The sequence below is a fragment of the Niastella soli genome (genome assembly GCF_017742245.1).
In the GTDB taxonomy this organism is placed as follows: domain Bacteria; phylum Bacteroidota; class Bacteroidia; order Chitinophagales; family Chitinophagaceae; genus Niastella; species Niastella soli.
In genome coordinates, this window is sequence record NZ_JAGHKO010000004.1 from 1,282,054 (window position 1) to 1,303,989 (window position 21,936).

21 protein-coding genes are annotated in these 21,936 nt (G+C 44.9%); 15 read left to right on the forward strand and 6 right to left on the reverse strand.

The window, feature by feature from the left end; translation table 11 throughout:
• Nucleotides 1-259 precede the first annotated feature (259 nt).
• Genes spt through J7I42_RS19920 form a run of 13 tightly spaced genes read left to right on the forward strand, consistent with a single transcriptional unit; the run spans nt 260 to nt 12,751 of the window.
• Nucleotides 260-1,471, forward strand: a complete 1,212-nt coding sequence (gene spt, locus J7I42_RS19860) for a serine palmitoyltransferase (RefSeq protein ID WP_209140597.1) — start codon at nt 260-262, stop codon at nt 1,469-1,471.
• Nucleotides 1,468-2,589 carry a GNAT family N-acetyltransferase gene (locus tag J7I42_RS19865; RefSeq protein ID WP_209140598.1) on the forward strand — a complete coding sequence of 374 codons (1,122 nt, stop codon included), beginning with the start codon at nt 1,468-1,470 and terminating at the stop codon, nt 2,587-2,589. The genes spt and J7I42_RS19865 overlap by 4 nt, the downstream gene beginning before the upstream one ends.
• Complete coding sequence (locus J7I42_RS19870) at nt 2,586-3,581, forward strand: NAD-dependent epimerase/dehydratase family protein (RefSeq protein ID WP_209140599.1); 996 nt, start codon at nt 2,586-2,588, stop codon at nt 3,579-3,581. Before J7I42_RS19865 ends, J7I42_RS19870 begins: the two co-directional genes overlap by 4 nt.
• 25 nt (nt 3,582-3,606) lie before the next feature.
• Nucleotides 3,607-4,935: an inositol-3-phosphate synthase gene (locus J7I42_RS19875; protein WP_209140600.1), complete on the forward strand. Its 1,329-nt coding sequence runs from the start codon at nt 3,607-3,609 to the stop codon at nt 4,933-4,935.
• Nucleotides 4,932-5,378 carry a phosphatidylglycerophosphatase A family protein gene (locus J7I42_RS19880; protein ID WP_209140601.1) on the forward strand — a complete coding sequence of 149 codons (447 nt, stop codon included), beginning with the start codon at nt 4,932-4,934 and terminating at the stop codon, nt 5,376-5,378. Before J7I42_RS19875 ends, J7I42_RS19880 begins: the two co-directional genes overlap by 4 nt.
• A 2-nt stretch (nt 5,379-5,380) precedes the next feature.
• Nucleotides 5,381-5,761 carry a GtrA family protein gene (locus J7I42_RS19885; protein ID WP_209140602.1) on the forward strand — a complete coding sequence of 127 codons (381 nt, stop codon included), beginning with the start codon at nt 5,381-5,383 and terminating at the stop codon, nt 5,759-5,761.
• The gene (locus tag J7I42_RS19890; protein WP_209140603.1) at nt 5,762-8,311 is read left to right on the forward strand and encodes a DUF5686 and carboxypeptidase-like regulatory domain-containing protein; all 2,550 of its coding nucleotides are present in this window, start codon (nt 5,762-5,764) and stop codon (nt 8,309-8,311) included.
• Nucleotides 8,312-8,327: 16 nt separating this feature from the next.
• Entirely contained in the window at nt 8,328-9,035 is a 708-nt protein-coding gene (locus J7I42_RS19895) for a CDP-alcohol phosphatidyltransferase family protein (protein ID WP_209140604.1), read from the forward strand.
• The gene (locus J7I42_RS19900; protein ID WP_209140605.1) at nt 9,032-9,577 is read left to right on the forward strand and encodes a DUF4833 domain-containing protein; all 546 of its coding nucleotides are present in this window, start codon (nt 9,032-9,034) and stop codon (nt 9,575-9,577) included. The genes J7I42_RS19895 and J7I42_RS19900 overlap by 4 nt, the downstream gene beginning before the upstream one ends.
• Before the next feature lie 21 nt (nt 9,578-9,598).
• Nucleotides 9,599-10,225, forward strand: a complete 627-nt coding sequence (locus tag J7I42_RS19905; RefSeq protein WP_209140606.1) for a sterol desaturase family protein — start codon at nt 9,599-9,601, stop codon at nt 10,223-10,225.
• Nucleotide 10,226: 1 nt separating this feature from the next.
• Nucleotides 10,227-11,162 (forward strand): phosphatase PAP2 family protein, encoded by a 936-nt coding sequence (locus J7I42_RS19910; protein WP_209140607.1) that lies wholly within the window; start codon nt 10,227-10,229, stop codon nt 11,160-11,162.
• 9 nt (nt 11,163-11,171) lie between these two features.
• Nucleotides 11,172-11,792, forward strand: a complete 621-nt coding sequence (locus J7I42_RS19915) for an HAD family hydrolase (RefSeq protein ID WP_209140608.1) — start codon at nt 11,172-11,174, stop codon at nt 11,790-11,792.
• Nucleotides 11,792-12,751, forward strand: a complete 960-nt coding sequence (locus J7I42_RS19920; protein WP_209140609.1) for a helix-turn-helix domain-containing protein — start codon at nt 11,792-11,794, stop codon at nt 12,749-12,751. The genes J7I42_RS19915 and J7I42_RS19920 overlap by 1 nt, the downstream gene beginning before the upstream one ends.
• Nucleotides 12,752-12,777: 26 nt before the next feature.
• Here the strand turns inward: J7I42_RS19920 and J7I42_RS19925 are convergent, their stop codons facing one another.
• Nucleotides 12,778-14,433, reverse strand: a complete 1,656-nt coding sequence (locus J7I42_RS19925; protein ID WP_209140610.1) for an alpha-L-fucosidase — start codon at nt 14,431-14,433, stop codon at nt 12,778-12,780.
• A 132-nt stretch (nt 14,434-14,565) separates the two neighbouring features.
• Between J7I42_RS19925 and J7I42_RS19930 the strand changes: the two genes are divergently transcribed.
• Nucleotides 14,566-15,438: a helix-turn-helix domain-containing protein gene (locus J7I42_RS19930; RefSeq protein WP_209140611.1), complete on the forward strand. Its 873-nt coding sequence runs from the start codon at nt 14,566-14,568 to the stop codon at nt 15,436-15,438.
• A 97-nt stretch (nt 15,439-15,535) separates the two neighbouring features.
• Here the strand turns inward: J7I42_RS19930 and J7I42_RS19935 are convergent, their stop codons facing one another.
• The 4 genes from J7I42_RS19935 to J7I42_RS19950 form a co-directional block, all read right to left on the reverse strand.
• A complete protein-coding gene (locus J7I42_RS19935) occupies nt 15,536-16,696 on the reverse strand; it encodes an alpha-hydroxy acid oxidase (RefSeq protein WP_209140612.1) in 1,161 nt (386 codons plus the stop codon).
• Between the two features lie 179 nt (nt 16,697-16,875).
• Nucleotides 16,876-17,634: a LytR/AlgR family response regulator transcription factor gene (locus tag J7I42_RS19940; RefSeq protein ID WP_209140613.1), complete on the reverse strand. Its 759-nt coding sequence runs from the start codon at nt 17,632-17,634 to the stop codon at nt 16,876-16,878.
• The gene (locus J7I42_RS19945; protein ID WP_209140614.1) at nt 17,631-19,346 is read right to left on the reverse strand and encodes a sensor histidine kinase; all 1,716 of its coding nucleotides are present in this window, start codon (nt 19,344-19,346) and stop codon (nt 17,631-17,633) included. The genes J7I42_RS19940 and J7I42_RS19945 overlap by 4 nt, the downstream gene beginning before the upstream one ends.
• Before the next feature lie 2 nt (nt 19,347-19,348).
• A complete protein-coding gene (locus J7I42_RS19950; RefSeq protein WP_209140615.1) occupies nt 19,349-20,596 on the reverse strand; it encodes a transglutaminase domain-containing protein in 1,248 nt (415 codons plus the stop codon).
• 729 nt (nt 20,597-21,325) lie between these two features.
• On the opposite strand from J7I42_RS19950, the gene J7I42_RS19955 reads away from it, so the two are divergent.
• Nucleotides 21,326-21,451, forward strand: coding sequence for a winged helix-turn-helix transcriptional regulator (locus tag J7I42_RS19955; RefSeq protein WP_209140616.1), 126 nt, complete (start codon nt 21,326-21,328; stop codon nt 21,449-21,451).
• 2 nt (nt 21,452-21,453) lie between these two features.
• On the opposite strand, the gene J7I42_RS19960 is transcribed toward J7I42_RS19955, so the two are convergent.
• Complete coding sequence (locus tag J7I42_RS19960) at nt 21,454-21,906, reverse strand: VOC family protein (RefSeq protein ID WP_209140617.1); 453 nt, start codon at nt 21,904-21,906, stop codon at nt 21,454-21,456.
• Nucleotides 21,907-21,936 lie beyond the last annotated feature (30 nt).

Genomic DNA, 21,936 nt, shown 5'->3' on the forward strand with positions numbered 1-21,936 from the left:
ACGTTTTCCTTTTAGACATAGCCCATACCGGTTTATGCGGGCAGCTATGCATACATACTATCATTCATTATAGCAGCGCAATACAACCCTGATCTGCCTTTTGTTCAGAGGTGTAAAACATTTTTTAATTCAACAGGCGATAACACAGATAGAGGAATTTTAGACATATTCCGGAGACTTTCTGACATTGCGCTTATGTTGTTCTCGTTCCAACTTTGCACCCGTAGAATGGATCATATAAAGTTTGGAAAGTTATTTAATGCGAAATATACTACAGCAAAAGATTGCACTGTTCAAAGAGGCAGATCAGATCAAGGCACAAGGTCTATATCCTTATTTCCGCGTGATTGAATCAGGACAGGAAACGGAGGTAACGCTAAACGGCAAGCGAGTCTTAATGTTTGGCTCCAACTCCTACCTCGGTCTTACAAACCACCCAAGGATAGCAGCAGCAGCCAGCAAAGCTATTGACAAGTACGGCAGCGGTTGTGCAGGGTCCCGGTTTTTAAATGGCACCCTTGACTTACATATAGAACTGGAAAGAAGACTGGCAGCTTATACCGGCAAAGAAGACGCTATTCTTTTCAGTACAGGTTTCCAGGCTAACCTGGGCGTGCTCTCTGCACTGGCAGGCCGTGCAGATGTACTGCTGCTGGATGAGTATGACCATGCGTCGATCATTGATGGCAGCAGACTTTCGTTCTCCCGGGTGATCAAGTACCGACATAACGATATGCAGGACCTTCAAAACAAATTGAAGATGCTCCCTGCAACCGGGTTAAAGCTGATCGTTACTGACGGCATTTTCAGTATGGAAGGTGATATCGCCAACCTGCCTGCCATTACAGCCCTTGCAGACGAGTATGGTGCCGCCGTTATGGTAGACGATGCACATGCGTTAGGCGTCATTGGCGCGAATGGCGCCGGTACCGCCTCCCATTTCAACCTCACCAATGAAACCGACCTGATCATGGGCACTTTCAGCAAATCACTTGCTTCGCTGGGCGGTTTTGTGGCAGGCGACAGAGAGGTGATCGATTATCTGAAACACAAAGCCAGGGCGCTTATCTTCAGCGCCAGCATGACGCCCGCTTCAACCGCCAGTGTAATAGCAGCCCTGGATATTATTGAAGAAGAACCGCAACGCATAAACAAACTGTGGGATAACACCAATCATATGTTGTTGTTGCTGCAGGAACAGGGTTTCGATACCGGCGACACACAAAGTCCTATAATTCCGGTACGGATCGGTGACAATCATAAGACCTTTTTGTTTACCAAAGCCCTGCAGGACAAAGGCGTTTTTGTAAATCCCGTGGTATCTCCCGCCGTTCCATCAGAATCATCATTGATCAGACTTTCACTCATGGCCACGCATTCTTTCAGCCAGATTGAAGAAGCGGTAGAAAAAATGAAAGAAACAGCCCTGATGCTGGGCATTGAACTTAAACTGAAAAAAGAAAGCGCATGACCGGTATTGTATCCGTTTATACCCCGAAGCAGTTAAAAGCTTTCATTGATTTTCCTCATGATCTGTATGAAGGCGACAACAATTACGTACCAGAATTATTTATTGCACAGCGGGACCTTTTAACGCCGGGTAAACACCCCTTCCATGAACATTCGAAAGTGCAGTTATTCCTTTATTATAAGGATAATGTTATCAAAGGAAGGATCGCGGCCATCCTGAACAACAATCATAACCTTTTTAATAATACCACCGACGGGTTCTTTGGTTTTTTCGAGTGCATCAACGATCTGAAGGTAGCCTATATTTTATTTGAGACGGCAGAACAATGGTTGCGGGAACAGGGCGCCACTACGATCATTGGCCCGGTGAATCCATCAACGAATGAACCTTGTGGGATGCTGGTCGATGGGTTTAACGATCCACCGCTTGCCATGATGACGTATAATAAACCTTATTATATTTCTTTGATGGAGGCAGTAGCCCTTAAGAAAAAGGTAGACCTGCTGGCATATAACATTAACACAGCGGAAGTAGGCGACCGGCCATTATTGCTGCAAGAACGTTTGCTGAGCAGGCTGCAGCAGAAAAACATTACCATCCGGGCGGTTAGCAAGAAAGATCTGGCACATGAAGCCAGGAATGTACGCGAAGTATACAATGCCGCCTGGGACAAGAACCTGGGATTTGTACCTATGACAGATAAGGAGTTCAGCTACCTGGCCAATGACCTTAAGATGGTGCTGGACGAACAGCTTTGCCTGATAGCCGAACACAATGGCAAACAGATAGGATTTGCCCTGGCTATTCCAGATATTAACCAGGTCCTGATCAAAGTGCGGCGGGGAAGGCTGCTGCCTACCGGCATCTTCAAGTTGTTGTTCAATATGAAAAAGGTCAACCGTATTCGCGTGCTGGCGCTGGGCGTAAATAAAGAATACCGGAAACTGGGTATTGAAGCCTGCTTTTATGCGGCCATTATAAAACGTGCAGGCGAACGTAACATGAAGGGTGCGGAAGCATCCTGGATCCTGGAACACAATGAAATGATGAACAAAGGAATTGAAAGCATCAACGGAAAGCTGTACAAACGTTACCGTATATATGAAAAACCGTTATGAAAGAAAAGGTATTGATAACGGGCGCAAGCGGCTTCATAGGATTTCACCTCATTGAAGAATTGCTGCTCAGGAAACTGGATGTTTATGCCGCAGTCAGGCCAGGCAGTAACATAAAACACCTGAAAGAATTCAATATCAGGTTTTGCGAACTGGATTACACCAATGAGCAACTGCTGGCGAAACAATTAGCCGCCGGTGGCTTTAATTATATCATTCATGCGGCCGGCGCTACCCGGGCCCGCTCACAGCAAATGTATGATACGATCAATGCCTCCTATGCATTTAACCTGGCAAGCGCTGCTGTAGAAGCACTGGGAAGGGAACTAAAAAAGTTTGTCTTAGTGAGCAGCCTGGCTGCAGTGGGTCCGCTGGACAGCAGGCTTCGGTTGATCACTGAAGACACAACAGCAGCACCGGTAACAGCCTACGGAAGAAGTAAACTGCTTGCAGAGCAAAAATTAAAAACATTGTTATCGCTTCCGTTGATAATAATGCGCCCTACTGCTGTGTATGGTCCGCGCGAACGGGATATCTTTATTATGCTGCGATCCATCCATCGCGGTATAGAACCCTATATCGGCCGGGTTGTTGATCAACACCTAAGCTTCATATATGTGAAGGACCTGGCCGCAGTGACAATTAATTCGCTATTCTCCAACCTGTCTAATGAAACGTTCAACATATCCGATGGAGAGAGCTATGATCAATATGAGCTCGCCAATGTTGCCAAACAAATACTGAACAAAAAGACATTACGATTGCACTTGCCATACAGAATGGTCAAAGGGATGGCTTTTGCTATGGAAAAATGGAGTGGGTGGCGTGGAAAAACGCCGGTACTGAACAGGGAAAAGCTGCATGAACTCACAGCGATCAACTGGGAATGCAGTATTGAAAAAGCAAAAACACAGCTGTCTTTTTCTCCCCGGTATTCGTTGAAACAGGGGCTTTGGGAAACATTGCAATGGTATCGTTTAAACAAGTGGTTATAATTAATATAAGAAAAATTAAGGTTTTATGAAAGAACAAATGTTGCCGGCAGAAGGAAAACTAGGCATTCTGCTTCCGGGCCTGGGTGCTGTAGCCTCTACTATGATCGCAGGTGTTATTGCCAGCAGGAAGGGATTGGCTAAACCAATCGGATCGTATACCCAAACCGGTCATATTGAGCTGGCAGATGGAAAGGGAGATCGTTACCCCCTTATTAAGGATTTCGTACCGCTGGCGTCACTGGAAGATATAGTATTTGGCGGATGGGACATCTATGAAGACAATGTATTTCAGGCAGCCAGTCAGGCACGTGTGCTTGACCAGCATTTACTGAATGCCATCAGACCCGAGTTGGAAGTGATCAAACCCATGAAAGCTGTTTTTGACAGGAATTATGTTAGGAACCTGGATGGCACCTTCATTAAGCAAACCGCTACTAAATGGGATGCCGCCCAGGAACTGATCAGGGATATTGAAACGTTCAAAAAAGAAAACAACCTAAACCGGGTGGTGATCGTATGGACCGGCTCAACTGAAAAGTACCTCGAGCAATCGGCAGTACATGAAACCATCGCTTCTTTTGAAGCAGGGTTGAAAAATAATGATCCGGCAATTGCTCCCAGTATGGTGTATGCATATGCAGCCGTAAGTGCAGGTATTCCTTTTATCAACGGAGCTCCCAACCTCACCACCGATATTCCGGCCATTGTACAGCTGGCCCATAAAACAAAAACACCCATCGGCGGCAAGGATTTCAAAACAGGACAAACACTGATGAAAACCATCGTAGCGCCCGGCCTGGCAGCCCGCTCATTAGGAGTTACCGGCTGGTTCTCTACCAACATCCTGGGCAACCGCGATGGGCTGGTGCTGGATGATGAACAAAACTTCAAAACAAAAGAGGTGTCAAAGCTGGGCGTACTGGAAGATATCCTGCGACCCGATCTGCACCCTGATCTTTATGGGGAATTGTATCATAAGATCCGTATCAATTATTATCCGCCACATGGAGATAACAAGGAAAGCTGGGACAATATCGACATTTTCGGCTGGCTCAATTATCCCATGCAGATCAAGATCAATTTCCTTTGCCGCGATTCTATTCTGGCTGCCCCCATTGTACTGGACCTGGCGCTTTTTGCCGACCTGGCCCAACGTGCAGGCATGTACGGAGTACAGGACTGGTTGTCGTTTTATCTTAAATCGCCCCAAACGCAAGCGGGAGTACCAGCGGAGAACGATATATTCAAACAACTAAACACATTGAAAGAGGTGTTACGAGAAATGATGCAGGGTCAAACACAGGAGTTGCCGGCAGCAATAATCCGTACCAAAGCAACAGAGCAGTTGGTATGAGAACGATTGCCAGCATCATAGCGACTGCAGGCGGAATTGGCTTCCTTGTTAAGGGTGGAGGCACAGCCGCTGCAGTTGTTTTTTGTATAGCCTGGTATTTTTTCCCCATAGGCTATGTTTACCAGACTTTGTTGCTAATAGCAGTACTAATAGCCGGTATATGGAGCGCCACCAAAATGGAAACTATATGGGAACATGATAGCAGCAAGATCGTAATAGATGAAGTAGCAGGCATGATGATAACACTGGCCTTTTTACCACATAATGGCATCTATATCGTTACCGGCTGTGTACTCTTCCGCTTTTTTGATATAGTGAAACCATTGGGCATCAAACAGGCAGAATCGCTGCCCCGGGGTTTAGGTGTAATGGCTGACGATCTGCTGGCAGGCATTTATGGGCAGCTGATATTGCGGGCAATAGTGATGGGTAAATTGTTATAACGATGATCACTTTTCTGAAAGCCAATATAGCATCGCTGATAGCTTCGCTAAGTGATTTTATAATGACCGTACTACTGGTACAATGGGGTAAAACGGCCGTGGTAACAGCTGCAGCATCAGGTACTATAACAGGAGGCATTATTAATTTTTTGATAGGCAGGCATTGGGTTTTCAGGGCAGGAGATGAAAAAGCAGCAAGGCAACTATGGAAGTATGCGCTGGTATGGACCGGCAATTTGCTATTGAACACAGGTGGTGTATATGTATTGACCAGCCAGGCCGGTTTGCATTACACACTTTCAAAAGTAATGACATCCCTGCTGGTTGCTTTCCTGTACAATTATCCCCTGCAAAAGAATTTCGTGTTCAGCAATAATTGTTAGATGATGATTAGTTTGATGTTTAATAAGAGAAGTTTCACTTTACTCCTTTTTATCACCTGTTTTGTTTGCGCCCAGGCGCAAACGGTGATCAGGGGGTTTGTAAAAGATGCTCAAACGCATACCCCCCTGGCTTTTGTAAGCGTTTATTTCAAAGGCAGCAAAGGAGTAGTGAGCGGCGAGGACGGTAGTTACTCTATTTCCACCACTAACCCCAAAAACACCACGCTCGAGTTTTCTTTCAATGGCTATAAGATCCTGAGAAAAAAAATTGAGGCGGGCGTTACGCAGGAACTGGATGCAGACATGGAAGTGGCCGAAATGGCTTCTATTACGGTAAACTCCAGAAGACGAAGTAAATACAGCAACAAAAATAACCCGGCGGTAGACCTTATCAGAAAAGTGGTTGATAACCGGGACCGTAACCGGATGAAGGCTTTTGATTACGTACAATACCAGCAGTACGAGAAGATGGAATTGTCACTAACCAATAAGCCTGAAAAATTGATGAACAACAGACTGTTAAAGAATTACCGTTTCCTGGTGGAAAATCAGGATACCACCAAGATAGAAGGAAAGGCACTGGTACCGGTATACATTGAGGAAACTATTTCCAATAAGTTTTTCAGAAAGAGCCCTTCAAAAGAAAAAACATTTGTGCTGGCAAAGAAGAAGGTAAACCTGGGAGAGTTTGTAGACAACGATGGCATTACCCGCTACCTGAACAGCATGTATACGCCCATCGATATTTATGAGCCCAATCTGATGTTGCTCTCGAACCAGTTGCTCAGCCCTATTTCAGACCTCGCCCCTACCTTCTACCGGTTTTATGTGGGCGATACTGTTGAGCTGGATGGCATCAAACTGGTGAAGCTGACTTTTGCGCCCCGCAATCCCAACGACCTTTTGTTCAAGGGTTCCATGTACGTAACACTCGATGGCAACTACGCTGTTCAAAAGATCCAGATGGGCCTCGCCAAACATGCCAACATCAACTGGACAAGGGAGCTGCGTATTAAACAGGATTTTGAGCGCGGGGATGATGGCCGCTACCACGTGGTAAAGAGTAATATCCTGTCCGAATTTGCATTGTCAAAAAAAGCTTCCGGCGGACTGGTGGGCGAGCGAACAGTTTCTTATAAAAATTACATCATCAACCAACCCGCGCCCGATTCGGTATATGAAGGCAAACCGGAAGTGATCGTTGATGCGCCAACCTCAGGCGCCGATAGTTTTTGGACAGCCAACAGGCATACCGCCCTCTCTGCTACGGAAGAGAAAGCCTATACCAATATGGACAGCCTGAAAAACATGAAGTCGTACCGCCGGCTGATGGACTGGGCCACCTTTTTACTGGCAGGTTATAAGTCAGCCGGTCCGTTCGACATCGGGCCAGTGAATGCTTTTTATAGTTTCAATCCCGTAGAAGGGTTCAGATTACGATTGGGGGGCCGCACCACACCGAAGTTCAGCAAACGGCTTTATTTTGAAACGTATGCGGCTTATGGCTTTAAAGATGAGCGGTGGAAATATTTTGTATCCGGCGCTTATTCTTTCAATGGAAAATCGATCTATTCATTCCCGCTGAATTATTTACGGCTGAGTTATCAGCATGATACAAAAATACCGGGACAGGAACTGCAGTTTGTACAGGAAGATAATTTCCTGCTCTCGTTTAAACGGGGTAATAATAACAAGTGGCTGTACAACGATATCTTCACGGCCGAGTATGTCCGGGAATTTGGCAAGAATATCAGCTATACATTCGGTTTCAAAAACTGGAAACAACAACCTGCCGGCAGCATCATTTACCAAAAAACAGATGCTGCCGGTACGTTCAACATCCCAGCAATTACCACAACCGAATTGTCGGCAGAGATCCGCTGGGCACCCCATGAACAGTTTTACCAGGGAAAGGTGTATCGCATCCCTATCTATAATAAATATCCTATTTTCCGCCTTCGTTATATTTCCGGGATAAAAGGATTTGTGAACGGGGATTATAATTACCAACAGCTGACCCTTAATATTTTCAAACGGTTTTACTTCTCTCAATTCGGTTATGCAGATGTGGTAGCCGAGGGCGGCAATATGTTCGGCCAGGTCCCCTACCCTTTGCTTACTATTCACCGGGCCAACCAAACCTATGCCTACCAGCTTAATTCTTTCAACATGATGAACTTCATGGAATTTGTAAGCGATCACTATGCATCGGTAAGTACAGACTATTATTTCAACGGATTTATATTTAATAAACTGCCCCTCATCAAAAAGCTGAAGTTGCGTGAGGTGGCCGGCTTCAAAATGGTATATGGCGGCGTTCGCCAGGAAAACAACCCTGCCTATAATAAGGAAACGTTTTTATTCCCTACGGATGAAAACGGCCAGACCACCACTTTTTCGCTGGCTGGTAAACCCTATATGGAAGCCAGTGTAGGCATCAGCAATATCTTCAAATTACTTCGGGTAGACCTGATAAAACGTCTTACCTACCTTGACAATCCGGATGTGCCCAACTGGGGTATCCGTGCCAGGGCAAAGTTTGATTTTTGATTAAACTATTTTTTTTATGAGCCAGATAGCTATGCGTGACCGTTTGCAAAAAAATATTTACAGTGTAATAGATCCTGTTGTACATGGGTTGGTAAAAGCAGGCGTGACCCCGAATTTTATTACTACCACCGGGCTGTTGTTGAATATTGGAGTGGCTATAGTGTTTATTGTGGGCGCTGAAGAAGGCAACCGCGGCGATCTTTCTTATGTTGGCTGGGCGGGCGCCCTTATCCTCTTTGCCGGTTTGTTCGATATGCTCGACGGTCAGGTGGCGCGGATCGGAAATATGAGCTCCCGGTTTGGCGCTTTGTATGATTCCGTGCTGGACCGCTACAGTGAACTATTTATGTTCCTCGGCATTTGTTATTACCTGGTAGCCCACCATTATTTCCTAAGCTCTTTGTTTGCCTTTATCGCCCTTATCGGCTCTATGATGGTGAGTTACACCCGCGCCCGCAGTGAAGGACTCGGAATTCAAAACAAAGGCGGATTGATGCAGCGGCCGGAAAGAGTAGTATTGACCGCCGTATCGGCAATTGCCTGCGGTATTACCGCTTCGGTAATTGGGGGTGATTATAAACTGACAATTCCCGGGATCCCTTTCCATGTATTTGAAACAATGTCGGTTTTTACCATCCCTATTACGGTAATGGCTGTGTTAACGAATATTACCGCTATAAAAAGATTGATGGACGCAAAAAAAGCGCTTGACGATAAAGTATGATACGAAGCATTTTCCTGGCAGCGATGTGCAGCTTGTTGTTCTTATATGTGGCAGCACAGGAAGGATTTCCTGTGCCGGCAGGCAATATCAGCCAGTTGTTTTATTTACAGCGAACCTCCAATACCAATACGATCGTATATGAACTGAATTATAAAAAAGGGGTCCTGGACGAAAGTAATCCGGTTCATGTATTCTGGATCAGGTATGCTGAAAAAGGGCAAAGGGCCGAATTGAGCTGGATCCAGCGGGTGTTTGCTTACGGGGTGAAAATAAAGCTTATGCCCGATAGCAGTTACCGCGTAAGACTGGTTTCCTATGCAGGCTATTCCATGTTCCTGAAAAAAGGGACTGATAAGAAATACCGGCTGTATGCACCCATTAACGGGAAGCTGATGATCCTTAACCGCATTTTTGTAAAGATCACCGGTGGCTCTATGTGGTCGCCTGACATTGAATATTTCGAAGTGAGTGGCATAGACCCTGCCACCGGCAAGCCTGTTGCTGAGCGGAAGAAGGTACTGGCAAATGAAATAAAAGAATGATCGTTGTTTAATTTTTCTGCAATGAAAAAGTTATATATCTCTAATTCTACCGAATCGGTGCGGATGTTCAAAAGCAACTGGATGGAGGCTTTGTCGAAAGTGCATTTCTCCCTTCCGCTTTTTATTTATGTTCCCGTTATCGCCATCATGACCTGGCTGGCTTTTGACAGGAATATCTCAATAGAATACTTTTTTTTGTTACTGGCTGCAGGCGTGGTGATCTGGACAGTTACAGAATATATCTTGCACCGCTTTATATTTCATTTTGAACCATCTTCCGAATGGGGCAAACGGATCCATTTTATATTCCATGGCGTACACCATGATTACCCCAAAGATGCAAAACGGCTGGTGATGCCACCTTCTGCCAGCATACCAATTGCTATAGGGTTTTATTTTTTGTTCTCACTGGTATTTACAAACAAAACCCTCCTGTATCCTTTCTTTGCGGGTTTTGTTACGGGCTATCTGGTGTATGATATGATGCATTATGCCATGCACCATTATAATTTCAAAAGCCGCCTGATGAAGCGGATAAAGCAGCATCACATGCTACATCATTATGATGACCCTACCAAAGGATATGGTGTAAGCTCCTCCCTGTGGGATGTTATTTTCCAATCTGGTTTTCCTAAGAAGAAAAAGTAATATGATTAAATCCGCTCCTGCTGTTCCCTTTGCTCCCCGGACTGTTATGGTTACTACACTTATTTCCGTAGTATACCTGTTGTTATCTGTGTGGCTGGTAGGCTTCAAGACCGATCAGCTGGTATTGATCGCCATTTTTAACGGGCTGTATTATGCCTCGGGTACTACGCGGAAGTTTATAACCGGGTTTTCGATCTTCATCGTATACTGGATCATCTTTGATTACATGAAAGCCTTTCCCAATTATACTTTCAGGAATGTGCATATTGGCCAATTGTACCAGGCTGAAAAACAGTTGTTCGGTATAACAACTACTACTGGCGTGGTTACTCCCAATGAATATTTCCGGTTACATCACTCCATGGCGGGTGATCTTTTTAGCGGTCTTTTTTATTTGTGCTGGGTACCGGTACCCTTATTGTTTGCCTCTTATTTGTTTTTCAGGAACCGGCCTTTATTCCTGCGGTTTGCCCTTGCATTCTTTGTGGTGAATATGATCGGCTTTGTGGTGTATTATATCTATCCGGCCGCCCCGCCCTGGTACATACAGGAACATCAATTTAATTTTATCGCTTCCACGCCCGGCAATACGGCCGGTCTGAAGCGGTTCGATGAATTGGTGGGTACACCGGTCTTTCAATCCCTGTATGCAAAGGGATCGAATGTATTTGCAGCTATGCCATCCCTGCACTCCTCTTATCCGGTGATCGTATTGTTCTATGGGATAAAAGGCCGCTACCGGTATGCGGCTGTTATTTTTTCCGTGATCATGGCCGGCATCTGGTGTTCAGCAGTATATACCAGCCATCATTATGTACTGGATGTACTGGCGGGCATTTGTTGTGCACTTACAGGTATATTCCTGGTGGAGCGGGGTGTTTCCCAACCAGGACGGTTCTCCAGGTTCTTTGATTCTTATCTATCTAAAATTAATTAAGCGATTTGTATGAATGGTGCTTCTATCTTAAGGAAAAAACAAACGATCCTTACCGAACTGAGCAATGGGGATTTCGATGCATTTCTATATGATTGTGATGGTACCCTTGCTGATAACATGGAAGGACACAAGGCCTCCTACCGTGCCGCAGCACTCATGTATGGGTTTGAACTGGATGATACTATTATCGATGAACTGGCGGGTTGGCCTATTATACAGGTGGCTGAAGAGATCAGAAAAAAGTATGGCGCCAGTTTTAAACCGGAAGTTTTTGCGCAGCTGAAGAACATGCTATATGAAGATACTTTTATTCAGGATACAAAACCAATCGACTTTGTGGTAGCACATCTGAAAGCACATGTTGGCAAGGTGCATATTGGAGTAGTTTCCGGTGGCGGCCGGGTGTCGGTTTCCAGAACCCTTCAACAACTTGGTATTACCAAACACGTAGAGGTATTGGTCTGTGCCGGTGACACCTCCCGTGGCAAACCTTACCCCGATCCTTTTTTATATGCCGCAGAAAGTTTAGGGATTGCCCCCTCCAGGTGCCTCGTTTTTGAAGACGGGAATCCGGGCGTGCAAGCTGCCATAGCTGCTGGTATGCATTGGATCCGCATAGACCAGGTGTAATGGCAATGCAAATAATTGTAAATTGCGGAGGCAAGTCTTCACAGGCGGGCGAGAAAATGACACAAAAGAAACATAAAACATTTCTTTATAAGCATGCTCAATTGGTAGAAAACCTTTCTGCAGAACAATCTCCTGTTACCGGGTTTTCTATTGATGTGGACCGGTTGCTACAGGATATCGAAACTTTCAAATCCAGTTTCCGCTCCGATTTTATCAGCGTTATAATGATACAGGAAGGCAGCCTGGAGCTATCTATTAACTTGGAAACGGTATCCATAACAGCCGGTAGCCTGATCATCATAGCCCCGGGTGCTGCAAAAAAAATGCTGGCTGCCGAGAAAGATACCCGCATCTCAACCGTACATTTTACCCTGGATTTTCTGGCAGCGATCGGGATGTTAAAAGTCAAAACCGACCTGTTTGACTACATATCCCTGCAATATATACCGCACTGGATACTGGATACCGGTGACAAAGTACTTGTACACGCCCTCATGTATCAACTGTATGAAAAAAGCAAGTTCTTTAATGATCACCCCCATGGAAGGGAATTACTATACCATACCTTTTATATTTTCCTTTATGAAATAGCCGCGCTGAGTAAAAAAAATGCAACACCAGTAAGTGCGCACAGGGGCAGAAAGGAAAATCTCGTTGTCCGCTTCACCCAGTTAGTAAGGGAGCAATATAAGAGCCAGCGGACCCTGGAAAGCTATGCACGTGCATTGAATGTTACTGCCAAACATCTTAGTGAATCCGTAAAAGAGATCACCGGGAAAACCGCCGGCGAGATCATTGACGACTTTGTATTACTGGAAGCCAAGTTACTTCTGGGTAATCCTGAATTGAGTATTGCAGAAATAGCCAATGAGCTCCATTTCGGTGACCAATCCATTTTTGGAAAGTTTTTCAAGCGGCTTACAGGCTTATCACCCAAACAATATCGTCAAACACTTTAAACCATGCCGGCAAAATAAGTTTATATTCAGCTTATCTTTAAGGTAAGCCCGTATGAAATTTTACGCCTGTTTTCCGGAAGCGTTACCTGTAAGCCGTTGTCATCCCGTGAAAATGTAAGTTGTTGTGATGACCCCAACAGTGTAACACTTGAAATTTCCTTATTTATCCCGGCAGCACCCCTTTTCATACTTTTGATCGTTACCTGACCGTTCTCAGGCCACTCCATTACAATGGCATAGATATCGTTTTTCTTCTGAGTAAAGCGAATATCTGAGGAAGTGAAAAGAACACCTTTTCCCTCATTAAATCCCTGCCTTGATAATGGGGCTGCAGTTTCCATTTGAGGTCCTTCACCAAATACTACCCACGGTCTGGAGTCATAAATTGCCTCACTGTTAATTGCCATCCATTCACCGATCTCTTCTACAATAGCGTATTCCAGTTCATCTATTGACCCATTTCCCCTCACAGGAACACTTAATAATAAATTGCCGTTCTTACTTACCACGTCTGCAAGAATATGAATGACGGTCTTTGCACTTTTGTATCTCCGGTTTTCATAAACAGACCGGTTATAATGCCAGTTCCCAATACAGGTATCGGTTTGCCAGGGAAGTGGTTCAATATTGTTGCTTTGACCACGTTCAATGTCCCACACCATGCATTTGCGCTGTGTTTCATCCAATATTTTACCAAAAATAACCGCCTCCAGTTTGCCGTTCTTTTTTATGCTCCTGTTGTACATATGAGCCGCAATACGTAACCCTGCATCACTTATTGGCCATAACGGCAAAGCGGTGTCATCGAAATAAACCATGTCAGGGTTGTAAGCATTTATCAGGTCGACAGTCCTGTTAAAAAATTTCTCACAGTATGCCTTCGAGGGAACTGACACCCCATTTCCCCAGTTCCATTGTTTGTTGATCATTGACTCATCCAGGCTGTTTTCACTCAGCGCGTGCCGTTGTTCATATAATTCCTGCGGGTCCAGCCCCTCCCACCATAAGCCCTTTCCATCAGGCTTTGACAGCTTGCCATCGTAAGGTATTCCTGCAAACGATCCACTTTTATCGGCACGTTGTGCCGTTTCATACCAGCTCCAGGCATGCGCCGCATGAACGCTTACCCCGAAATAAAGGCCCTGACTCCGGGCAGCCTTTTCCCATCCGCCTATCAGGTCCTTTTGGGGTCCAATTTTAATAGCATTCCAGTTCTTCTGATACCGGCTGTTATACAGGTCGAAATTATCGTGGTGATTGGCCAGTGCCATGAAATATCTGGCGCCTGCCTTTTTGTAAAGCGCGAGTAGTTCCTCGGGGTTCCATTGGTCGGCCTTCCAGGTGGGGATTATATCCTTGAAGCCAAATTTTGAAGGATGTCCATATTTTTTAATATGCGCTTTATACTGGCCACTTCCTTCCACGTACATTTCACGCGCATACCAATCCCCTTCCTCAGGCGCACATTGAGGCCCCCAATGTGCCCAGATCCCAAATTTTGCATTCCTGAACCATTCAGGCGTTTTATAAGCCGACAGTGACTCCCAGGAAGCGGCAAAAGGGCCAGTCGACATTGTTTCACCAAAATGATCACTTAACAGGCCCGATGCTTGTATTTGATTCCTGAATGCAATACCCGGAACGCAAATTGACAGGTTCTTTAACAGTTCTCTTCTGTTCATGATGGCAGCAACGTTTTATTTATTTCCGCGAACTAATTTGCTTATTAAGACAAACTTAACCAAGATAGCCCTTTAAATAAATACCGGAAAAAGACATTCTTTTATACAAATCCGACTTTTTATATTTGGGATATGAGCAGGAGACTCCTGAAGAATTTCTTTTCATTGTTACATGTAAACCAGGTAAAACTTGATCGAAACTGGAACTTCAACAATGTCATAAGCCCTTATTACCGTTTATACTTCATCGATGAAGGCAAAGGCTACATCTCCAGTTCCCATGGAAATGTAACCCTTGAAAGTGGTTTCATGTATATAATACCGAGCTTCACCATATGCAATCTTCATTGTCCAAATTATCTGAGTCAGTATTTCATTCACTTTTTTGAGGAGTCTCCGGATGGCATTTCGTTATTCTACAATAAAAGAGTCCCGGAAAAAATAAGGGCGAACGAAATTGATATTGCACTCTTTAAAAGAATTCTTGAAATAAATCCGGGCAGGGGTATTTCCCGCTCTCAAAATCCAAAGGATTATGAAAAGAACGTTTTTTATCACGAATATGAGGAATTAAATAATAAGCAAAATCTTTCGGCCTATCTGGAAACACAGGGCATTCTATTACAGCTGCTTTCAAGGTTCCTTGAAACAGCAGGCCCTTTGGATGAAAGTGAGCATGCGATACCAATTAAGGTCCTCGACGCGATCGGTTATATACAGGTCAATCTCCATCAGGACCTAACTGTTGCACAACTTGCAAAAAGAGCCAATCAACACCAGGATTATTTCTCCCGGGTATTTTATCAATACACAGGAATAAGGCCGCTCGCCTACATTCACGAGAAAAGGATAGAACGGGCTCAGTATTTATTGACAACAACGAATATGTCCTACGAAGAAGTAGCTACAGCAGTGGGGTTTGACAACCTGCCGCATTTTTCAAAAGTATTTAAAAAAGTAACCAGCCTGACCCCTGGCCAATACAGACAACAACGCATCAGCTGATCAGACTATCGCCTTTTAAATGTATTTATAACAAAGCCGCCCCGACAAATATCGGAACGGCTTTGTTTATACATTCAGCTTATTTCAAAGTCAGGTCTTATTTGATAATATGCTTCGGCAGGTCAGCAACTTCCGCACAACAAACCTGGTCCATTACCTGCTGTAATTGAGTTTTCAGCATAGAGATCACATGATTACCGCCTTCGTTGCCCAGCGCAGCCACGCTGTACATGAACGAACGGCCCATAAAGGTAAAATCAGCGCCACTGGCCATTACTCTCGCCACATCAGGACCTGAACGCAGGCCACTGTCCATCATGATCTTTATTTTTCCTTTATACTTATCGATGATCGGGTTCATGGATTTAATAGCCGACTGACCGGCATCCAACTGCCTGCCGCCGTGATTAGAAACCACAATGCCATCTACGCCCAGCTTGATACACATTTCAGTATCAGCCTCGGTAGCAATGCCTTTCACAACAATTTTCCCTTTCCATTTATCCCGAATGGGGGCTATTTTATCAGCATTCAGCCTGCCCGCAAACGTGCGATTCATGAAAAGCCCCAGCTGTTTCATATTTAATCCTTTGGGCATATAGGGCTTCAGCGTGGCGAAATTAGGCGTACCGTATTTCAATGTTTTAAATGCCCATTCAGGCCGCGTCATGATCTGAAGAATATTTTTCAGGGTCATCCTGGGCGGCATGGCCAAACCATTGCGAATGTCTCTTGGTCTGAACCCAAACGAAGGCACATCGCTCAGCAACACCAGAACGGGGTATTGGGCAGCTTCCAAGCGCTTTAAAATATCGTCGCGAACATCATTTTCGGCAGGATGGTACAGCTGATACCAGGCCCGGCCTTCCGTTATCTGGCTGATGGTCTCAATATCGGCCGTGGTAACTGTGCTCAGTATAAAGGGAATATTATGCTCCATTGCGGCTTTGGCAAGGATTTGTGGCGAATTGGGCCAGATGAGCCCCTGTAACCCAACAGGCGCAATCCCAAAGGGGGCATCGTACACATGACCGAACAATTCGGTTTGCAGGCTCGATCCTTTGTGCTTGCTCAGATAATAAGGTGCTAGTTCCACCTCTCTGATCTCAGCCGTGTTTTTATGCAGATTTACATCTTCATTACAGCCTCCATCGAGGTATTCAAAGGCAAATTTTGGGATTTTTTTCCTGGCTTTCTCGCGCAGGTCTTCTATTGAAGGATAACTGGTGTTATACTTAACTGGAACTTGTTTACTCATTGACTGGTTAATTTCAAATGTGTAAAAGTAGTTCTTTTGTAGAACCGGGCATCCTGCACCATATGCAAGGTCATATGCAATGCTAACATCCCTTTATTTGGGAGTAAACGACTGTTAACCAAAAAACTATGGGAATTAGATCCCATTGGCATGCTGCTATATAACCAGCTGCGTTTCACTCAACTATCCGACCTCAATGCCCGGGCAAGCATGTCTTTTTTGTTGCGGGATATGGGCACCTGCATACCGTTTTGAAGGAGCAGAAACTGTCCATCGTCTTTTACCCAGCTTTTGATGAACTTTTTATTTACCAGGTGGGATTGATGACAGCGTAGAAAGCCATACTCTTTAAGTATTTCCTCGTATTCAAAGATGGGTCTGGAAACCAACAACTCTTCCCCATCGGTCATGAAAAATCTGCTATAGTTGTTGGATGCTTCGCACCGGATGATGTCCCGGGTGTAAACAAACCTGGTTTCTTTTAATACGGGTAAGGCGATCCGGTGTTCCTCTTTATGCTGCTGTCGTTGTAGTAGCTGCACCAGGTTTTCCAGCTGCAGTTCCTGGTTTTTGGATTGAAGTCTTGCGATAGCCTTGTCAACAGCCTGTTGCAATTCAGCAATGTTCACTGGTTTTAACAGATAGTCCAACGCGGCAAACTTTACCGCCTGGATGCCATACATATCGTAAGCAGTAATAAAGATCACTTCAAAATTATAGCGGTTTAATGAACGCAACAGGTCAAACCCACTTTCACCCGGCATTTGTATATCAAGAAAAACGAGCTGCGGTTGCAGTTGCAAGATCACCTGCCTTCCGGTTGGCGCGTCAAAAGCGGTACCAACAACGTTCACCTGCGGGCAATAGGCAGCAAGTAATGCAGATACATTGTCAACATTTTTTCGTTCATCATCAATAATAACAGCGCGTACAGTCATAGCAGCCAGTTAATAAAGTTAATTTTCACAAGAGTGCCAGGGACGTTGTCTTCAATAGCAAGCGCAAGTGACCTGTCGCTCATTGTTTGGTTGAGCAACGTTATCCGGTCCCGAGTCAGCTTCAGGCCGTACCCTGTTTTTGCTTTATCGGAAAAGCCTTTACCATTATCCGCAACGGAGGCTATGAGGTTGTTGTCCTCCCGCCTAAATGTCAAAGTGATCACTCCCCCATCCTGCATTCCCCCAACGCCATGCTTTACTGCATTTTCAACGATAGGCTGTAAAAGTAAAAAAGGCACTTCTGTTTCCCGGACATCAATATTTTCATCCGTGCTGATCGAATACAGGAACCCAAATCTTAATTGCTCCAGCTTTAGGTAATTGTCAATGGTGCTTATGTCCTCGGCAAGGGTAGTAAAGTTCTTGTCTTTGCCGGTAAGCGTATTGCGCATCAGGGTGCCAAATTCGGAAAGATACTGATTGGCAGCTTTGATCTCATTCGTATTTATAAGCCCCTGTATTGAGCTGAGCGAATTAAAGATAAAATGCGGGTTTAGTTGGGTATGGATGGCTTTTAGTTCAAGGGCAAGCTGTTGCTTTTTTGCCTCCGCTGCCCTGGTGCGCCGTTGTTGTTTTATCAACCGGTAAAACAAATAAATGGCCGAAATAAAAGCAACCAGTAAGAAGGCCGCCACCCCTTTAAAAAGCCCGGTTTGATACCAGGCCGGTTCTACTTCAAAAGGGTACCTGATAACGTTATGCCGTTGCGCGCTATAGCGGATAAACAGCTGGTAATCGCCATGGGAAAGCTCTTTAAGCCGGATAAAGCTGTTGTCTTTATCATTCGGCTGCCATTTAATTACCACTTTACCGTCCTTTAGCAACTGGTACTCGATCGCATATCTTTTAAACACTCCTGAACGCAGATAAAAGATCACGGAGCTTTCACCTGGTTGCAGGACCAGCTTTTTGGGCAGGCCGGTTTCCGGATCAAGCTGGTTACGGGCATATCTTGTTCGCCACTTAAGCAGCTCCCCGGAAGGCACTTCAGGTGTATAGGGATTATAAGATGTTTTCAGCAGGCTTAACAGATCTTCCAGGTCGCCGGGCGTATAGATCTGCAACAACTGAGGTTTGGTTTCCGCCCAGGCAACCGCTGACGAGGCCAGCAGTGAATCACTGCCTGTTCTTCTTAACTCCACAACAATACCGTTACCCCAGGTTGTTTTGTAACCGCCCAGGAAACCCAAATGCTTTTTAAAGTTATTCAGCTGAAAATCGTCATCCGTAAATTGCGTTATCGTTGTCCAGGGTGTAATCACCATTTTCCCGTTCAGCAGCACCCGGTACTCGTACAACCGTGCATTGGATGGGTGAATGCCCGGAGTAATGAAATAAACATTCGATGAATCGTACGTGAACAACTGCTGTGTTTTGGCAGAAAGCCGGGAGACAAAACCAAACAAAGATTGATTGCCCGACATGGAAAAAGGCAGGCCATACTGGTCTTCGTGGGAATAAATACCGTTATAAGGAATGGCGGTAACCAACACCGGCTTTGTATTTTCATCTTCCGGTGAGATATAAGTGGTTGAGTAATTCTCCCATGCGTTGTCTGTCAGCAGTGTTGAGCTCCTGGTCCATTTTATTTGCGCAACACCCTGCATAGCCATAACAGGCAGCAACAAACACAGTATAAAGGTCTTTACCATCCTTAGTTATTTTCAGGAACCTGCCAAAAATAAGCAGGGTTATTGGTATAATAATAAGTATAAGCGGTTTTAGTGTTTTTACTGGTCCAGGATGTTTTTACCGGCTGTTTAAAGTAGTCCAGCGGCAACAATTGAATATATTCAATACGCTTGCCTTCGGCAGTTGTTTCCATATTGAACGTACTATTTACAGGGCATTCGAGGCGGTACAGATTTTTGGCCATGTAATAAAAGAGATAGTGTTCTTTTGTTTCGCTTACTTTATGGTTCCAGTTGGCATCGGGACTTATAATAAGCGGTCTGTTATCAATGATCCTTTGCCTTACTTCTTCAATGCTTAACAGATCACCCTTTTCGTTCATAACATAAGTATCAAATGTAGGGTCTATCCACAACCATTTTTTTAGGGAAGGCGCATAGACCATATTAATCACATGGCAATCGTAATCTATGCCAAGGCTATCTTTTGGCAGACAGGTCACCAACCTTGATTTAAAACCGAGTGCGAGATAGCATTCATTTAACGTGGTGGCCAGTCCGCGGCAATTGAGCCCACGGTCCTCTTTCTTACAAACGGCAATCATACTGAGCGCGTTCTTTACCGCCGGATTTTCATGCTGGCCATCATGCGGAACAAGGTTGTGCAGCCAATGCATCAGGTTAAGCAGCTGCGATACATCGTTACCCTGCCCGGCAATGGAATCCAGGTTAAACGCTTTGCGCAATGCAACAAGATTGGAATCGTTTTTCAACAGGTAAGTAAAACGGGGTACAGGCCTTGTATCGGCAGTATTATACAACGCTGCCTGACGCAGGATATACGGATAATCACCAATTCTACGCAGCGGTGCAGCCAGTTGCCTGAATTTTTCCAGCGACCTGATGTTATTCAGGTCTTTATCAGCCATCATGTTCGAATAATTATAATACCCCGCCTGGATGGATTTGTCAAGATAGATAAGTGCTTGCGTCTGTCTGTTTTGCAGGCTATACACGCAGCACAGGTTATACAAGGCCACTGAAAGGCGGTTTGCATTGGCTTTTTTGGAGGTACTGTCCAGGTTATTGTAACGCAGGGTGAACGTGGTCAGCAACTGTTGATAGCGGGTAGTATCTTTATGATCATACGCGCTCCTGAAAAGGCTGTCATACTGGTTTCCAAATGCCGTAAATGAATCGGCGTTATTTGACTGGGCTTGCCCGTTAACGGTATAAAACAAAAGCAGGGCGGTTAAAATTCTTTTCACCATTTCGGTTAATTTTATTGTTTACAGGTGTAAACTTCCCTAATTAGGGAATGTGCCAGCTTAACCGATGTGAATTGGAATAGATCCGGTGTGAATTGGTAAAGTTCGGTTTAAGCTCCTTTACCGGCATTGGTAATCCTTGTTCGTTTAGCAGTCACGATCAATCCTGGCTTAATCAGTCCATAACGTCATTAGAAGCTATTCCAGCGCCCGTTTCACTTTTGACAACCATTTTACTTAACAAGGCACTCCGACTCGTCGGAGCGCCATTATGGAAAGTTCAGGTCAGATTCTCTCCAGATATACTACTACAAGCCATTTCCCAGGTCAGAATCCCATAAGAATCCCATCCGAATCCCATAAGAATGCCATAGGCTATGGCATTTTGATGCCATTCTGCTGGCAGTCTGTTGGGATATATAAGCTATATCAGCCCTATTTCTTCGGGTATGCACTGGGTCTGACCAGGGTTTTGTTCGGGATTTCTTTTGGTTTTCCCAGAGAAAAGCCGGTGTTCTCCTAAGAGAAACCCGAAGAAATCCCGAACAAAAGTGAGTTAGCACTCATTTAAACAAGTGTCGTTCAGTCAATTAGAGCGGCCCGAAAAGGAGACGCATATCATAACTAAATGCTAATCAATTTATATCATGGTTTCCTCACTCACAGTAACTGTTAAAACAACAACACATTTACCGGAGAATGACACCATAGCGGGCGAATGGAAGAGCCAGTATGCCAGTGACGCAGCCTGTTACAGTTCTGTATGAACTCACCAAACATGGTAAAAGCCTCCAGACAATAATCAAGGACCTTACTGACTGGGGGCTTCAACACCGAAAGGAAATTATCGGCAAATAGTTTTATTTATTACCAAGTTCTTCTGCCAGCCCGATGAGCAATCCTTCATGCCCGCGGATGTAGCAGAGCCGGTAAATATTTTCGTATTGAACCACTTCCCCAACGAGTGTAGCGCCCTGCCTGTAAAGCCTGGCGAGCGTTTCGTCAAGGTCCTCAACATTGAACATGATACGTAGATAACCGAGCGCATTGACAGGGGCAGTTCTGTGATCTGCAACCGTTGGCGGGGTAACAAATCTCGAGAGCTCAAGCCGGCTGTGGCCATCGGGGGTAACCATCATGGCAATCTCTACAGACTGATTACCCAGGCCCGTGACGCGTCCGGCCCATTCTCCTTCCACTGTGCCCCGCCCTTCCAATTTCAACCCTAATTCGGTGAAAAAAGTGATGGCACCATCAAGGGATTCTACAACGATGCCGACATTATGCATTGCCCGTAAATTATTTTTTGCCATAGTTTTTTCGTTTATATATCAAAAGTCATA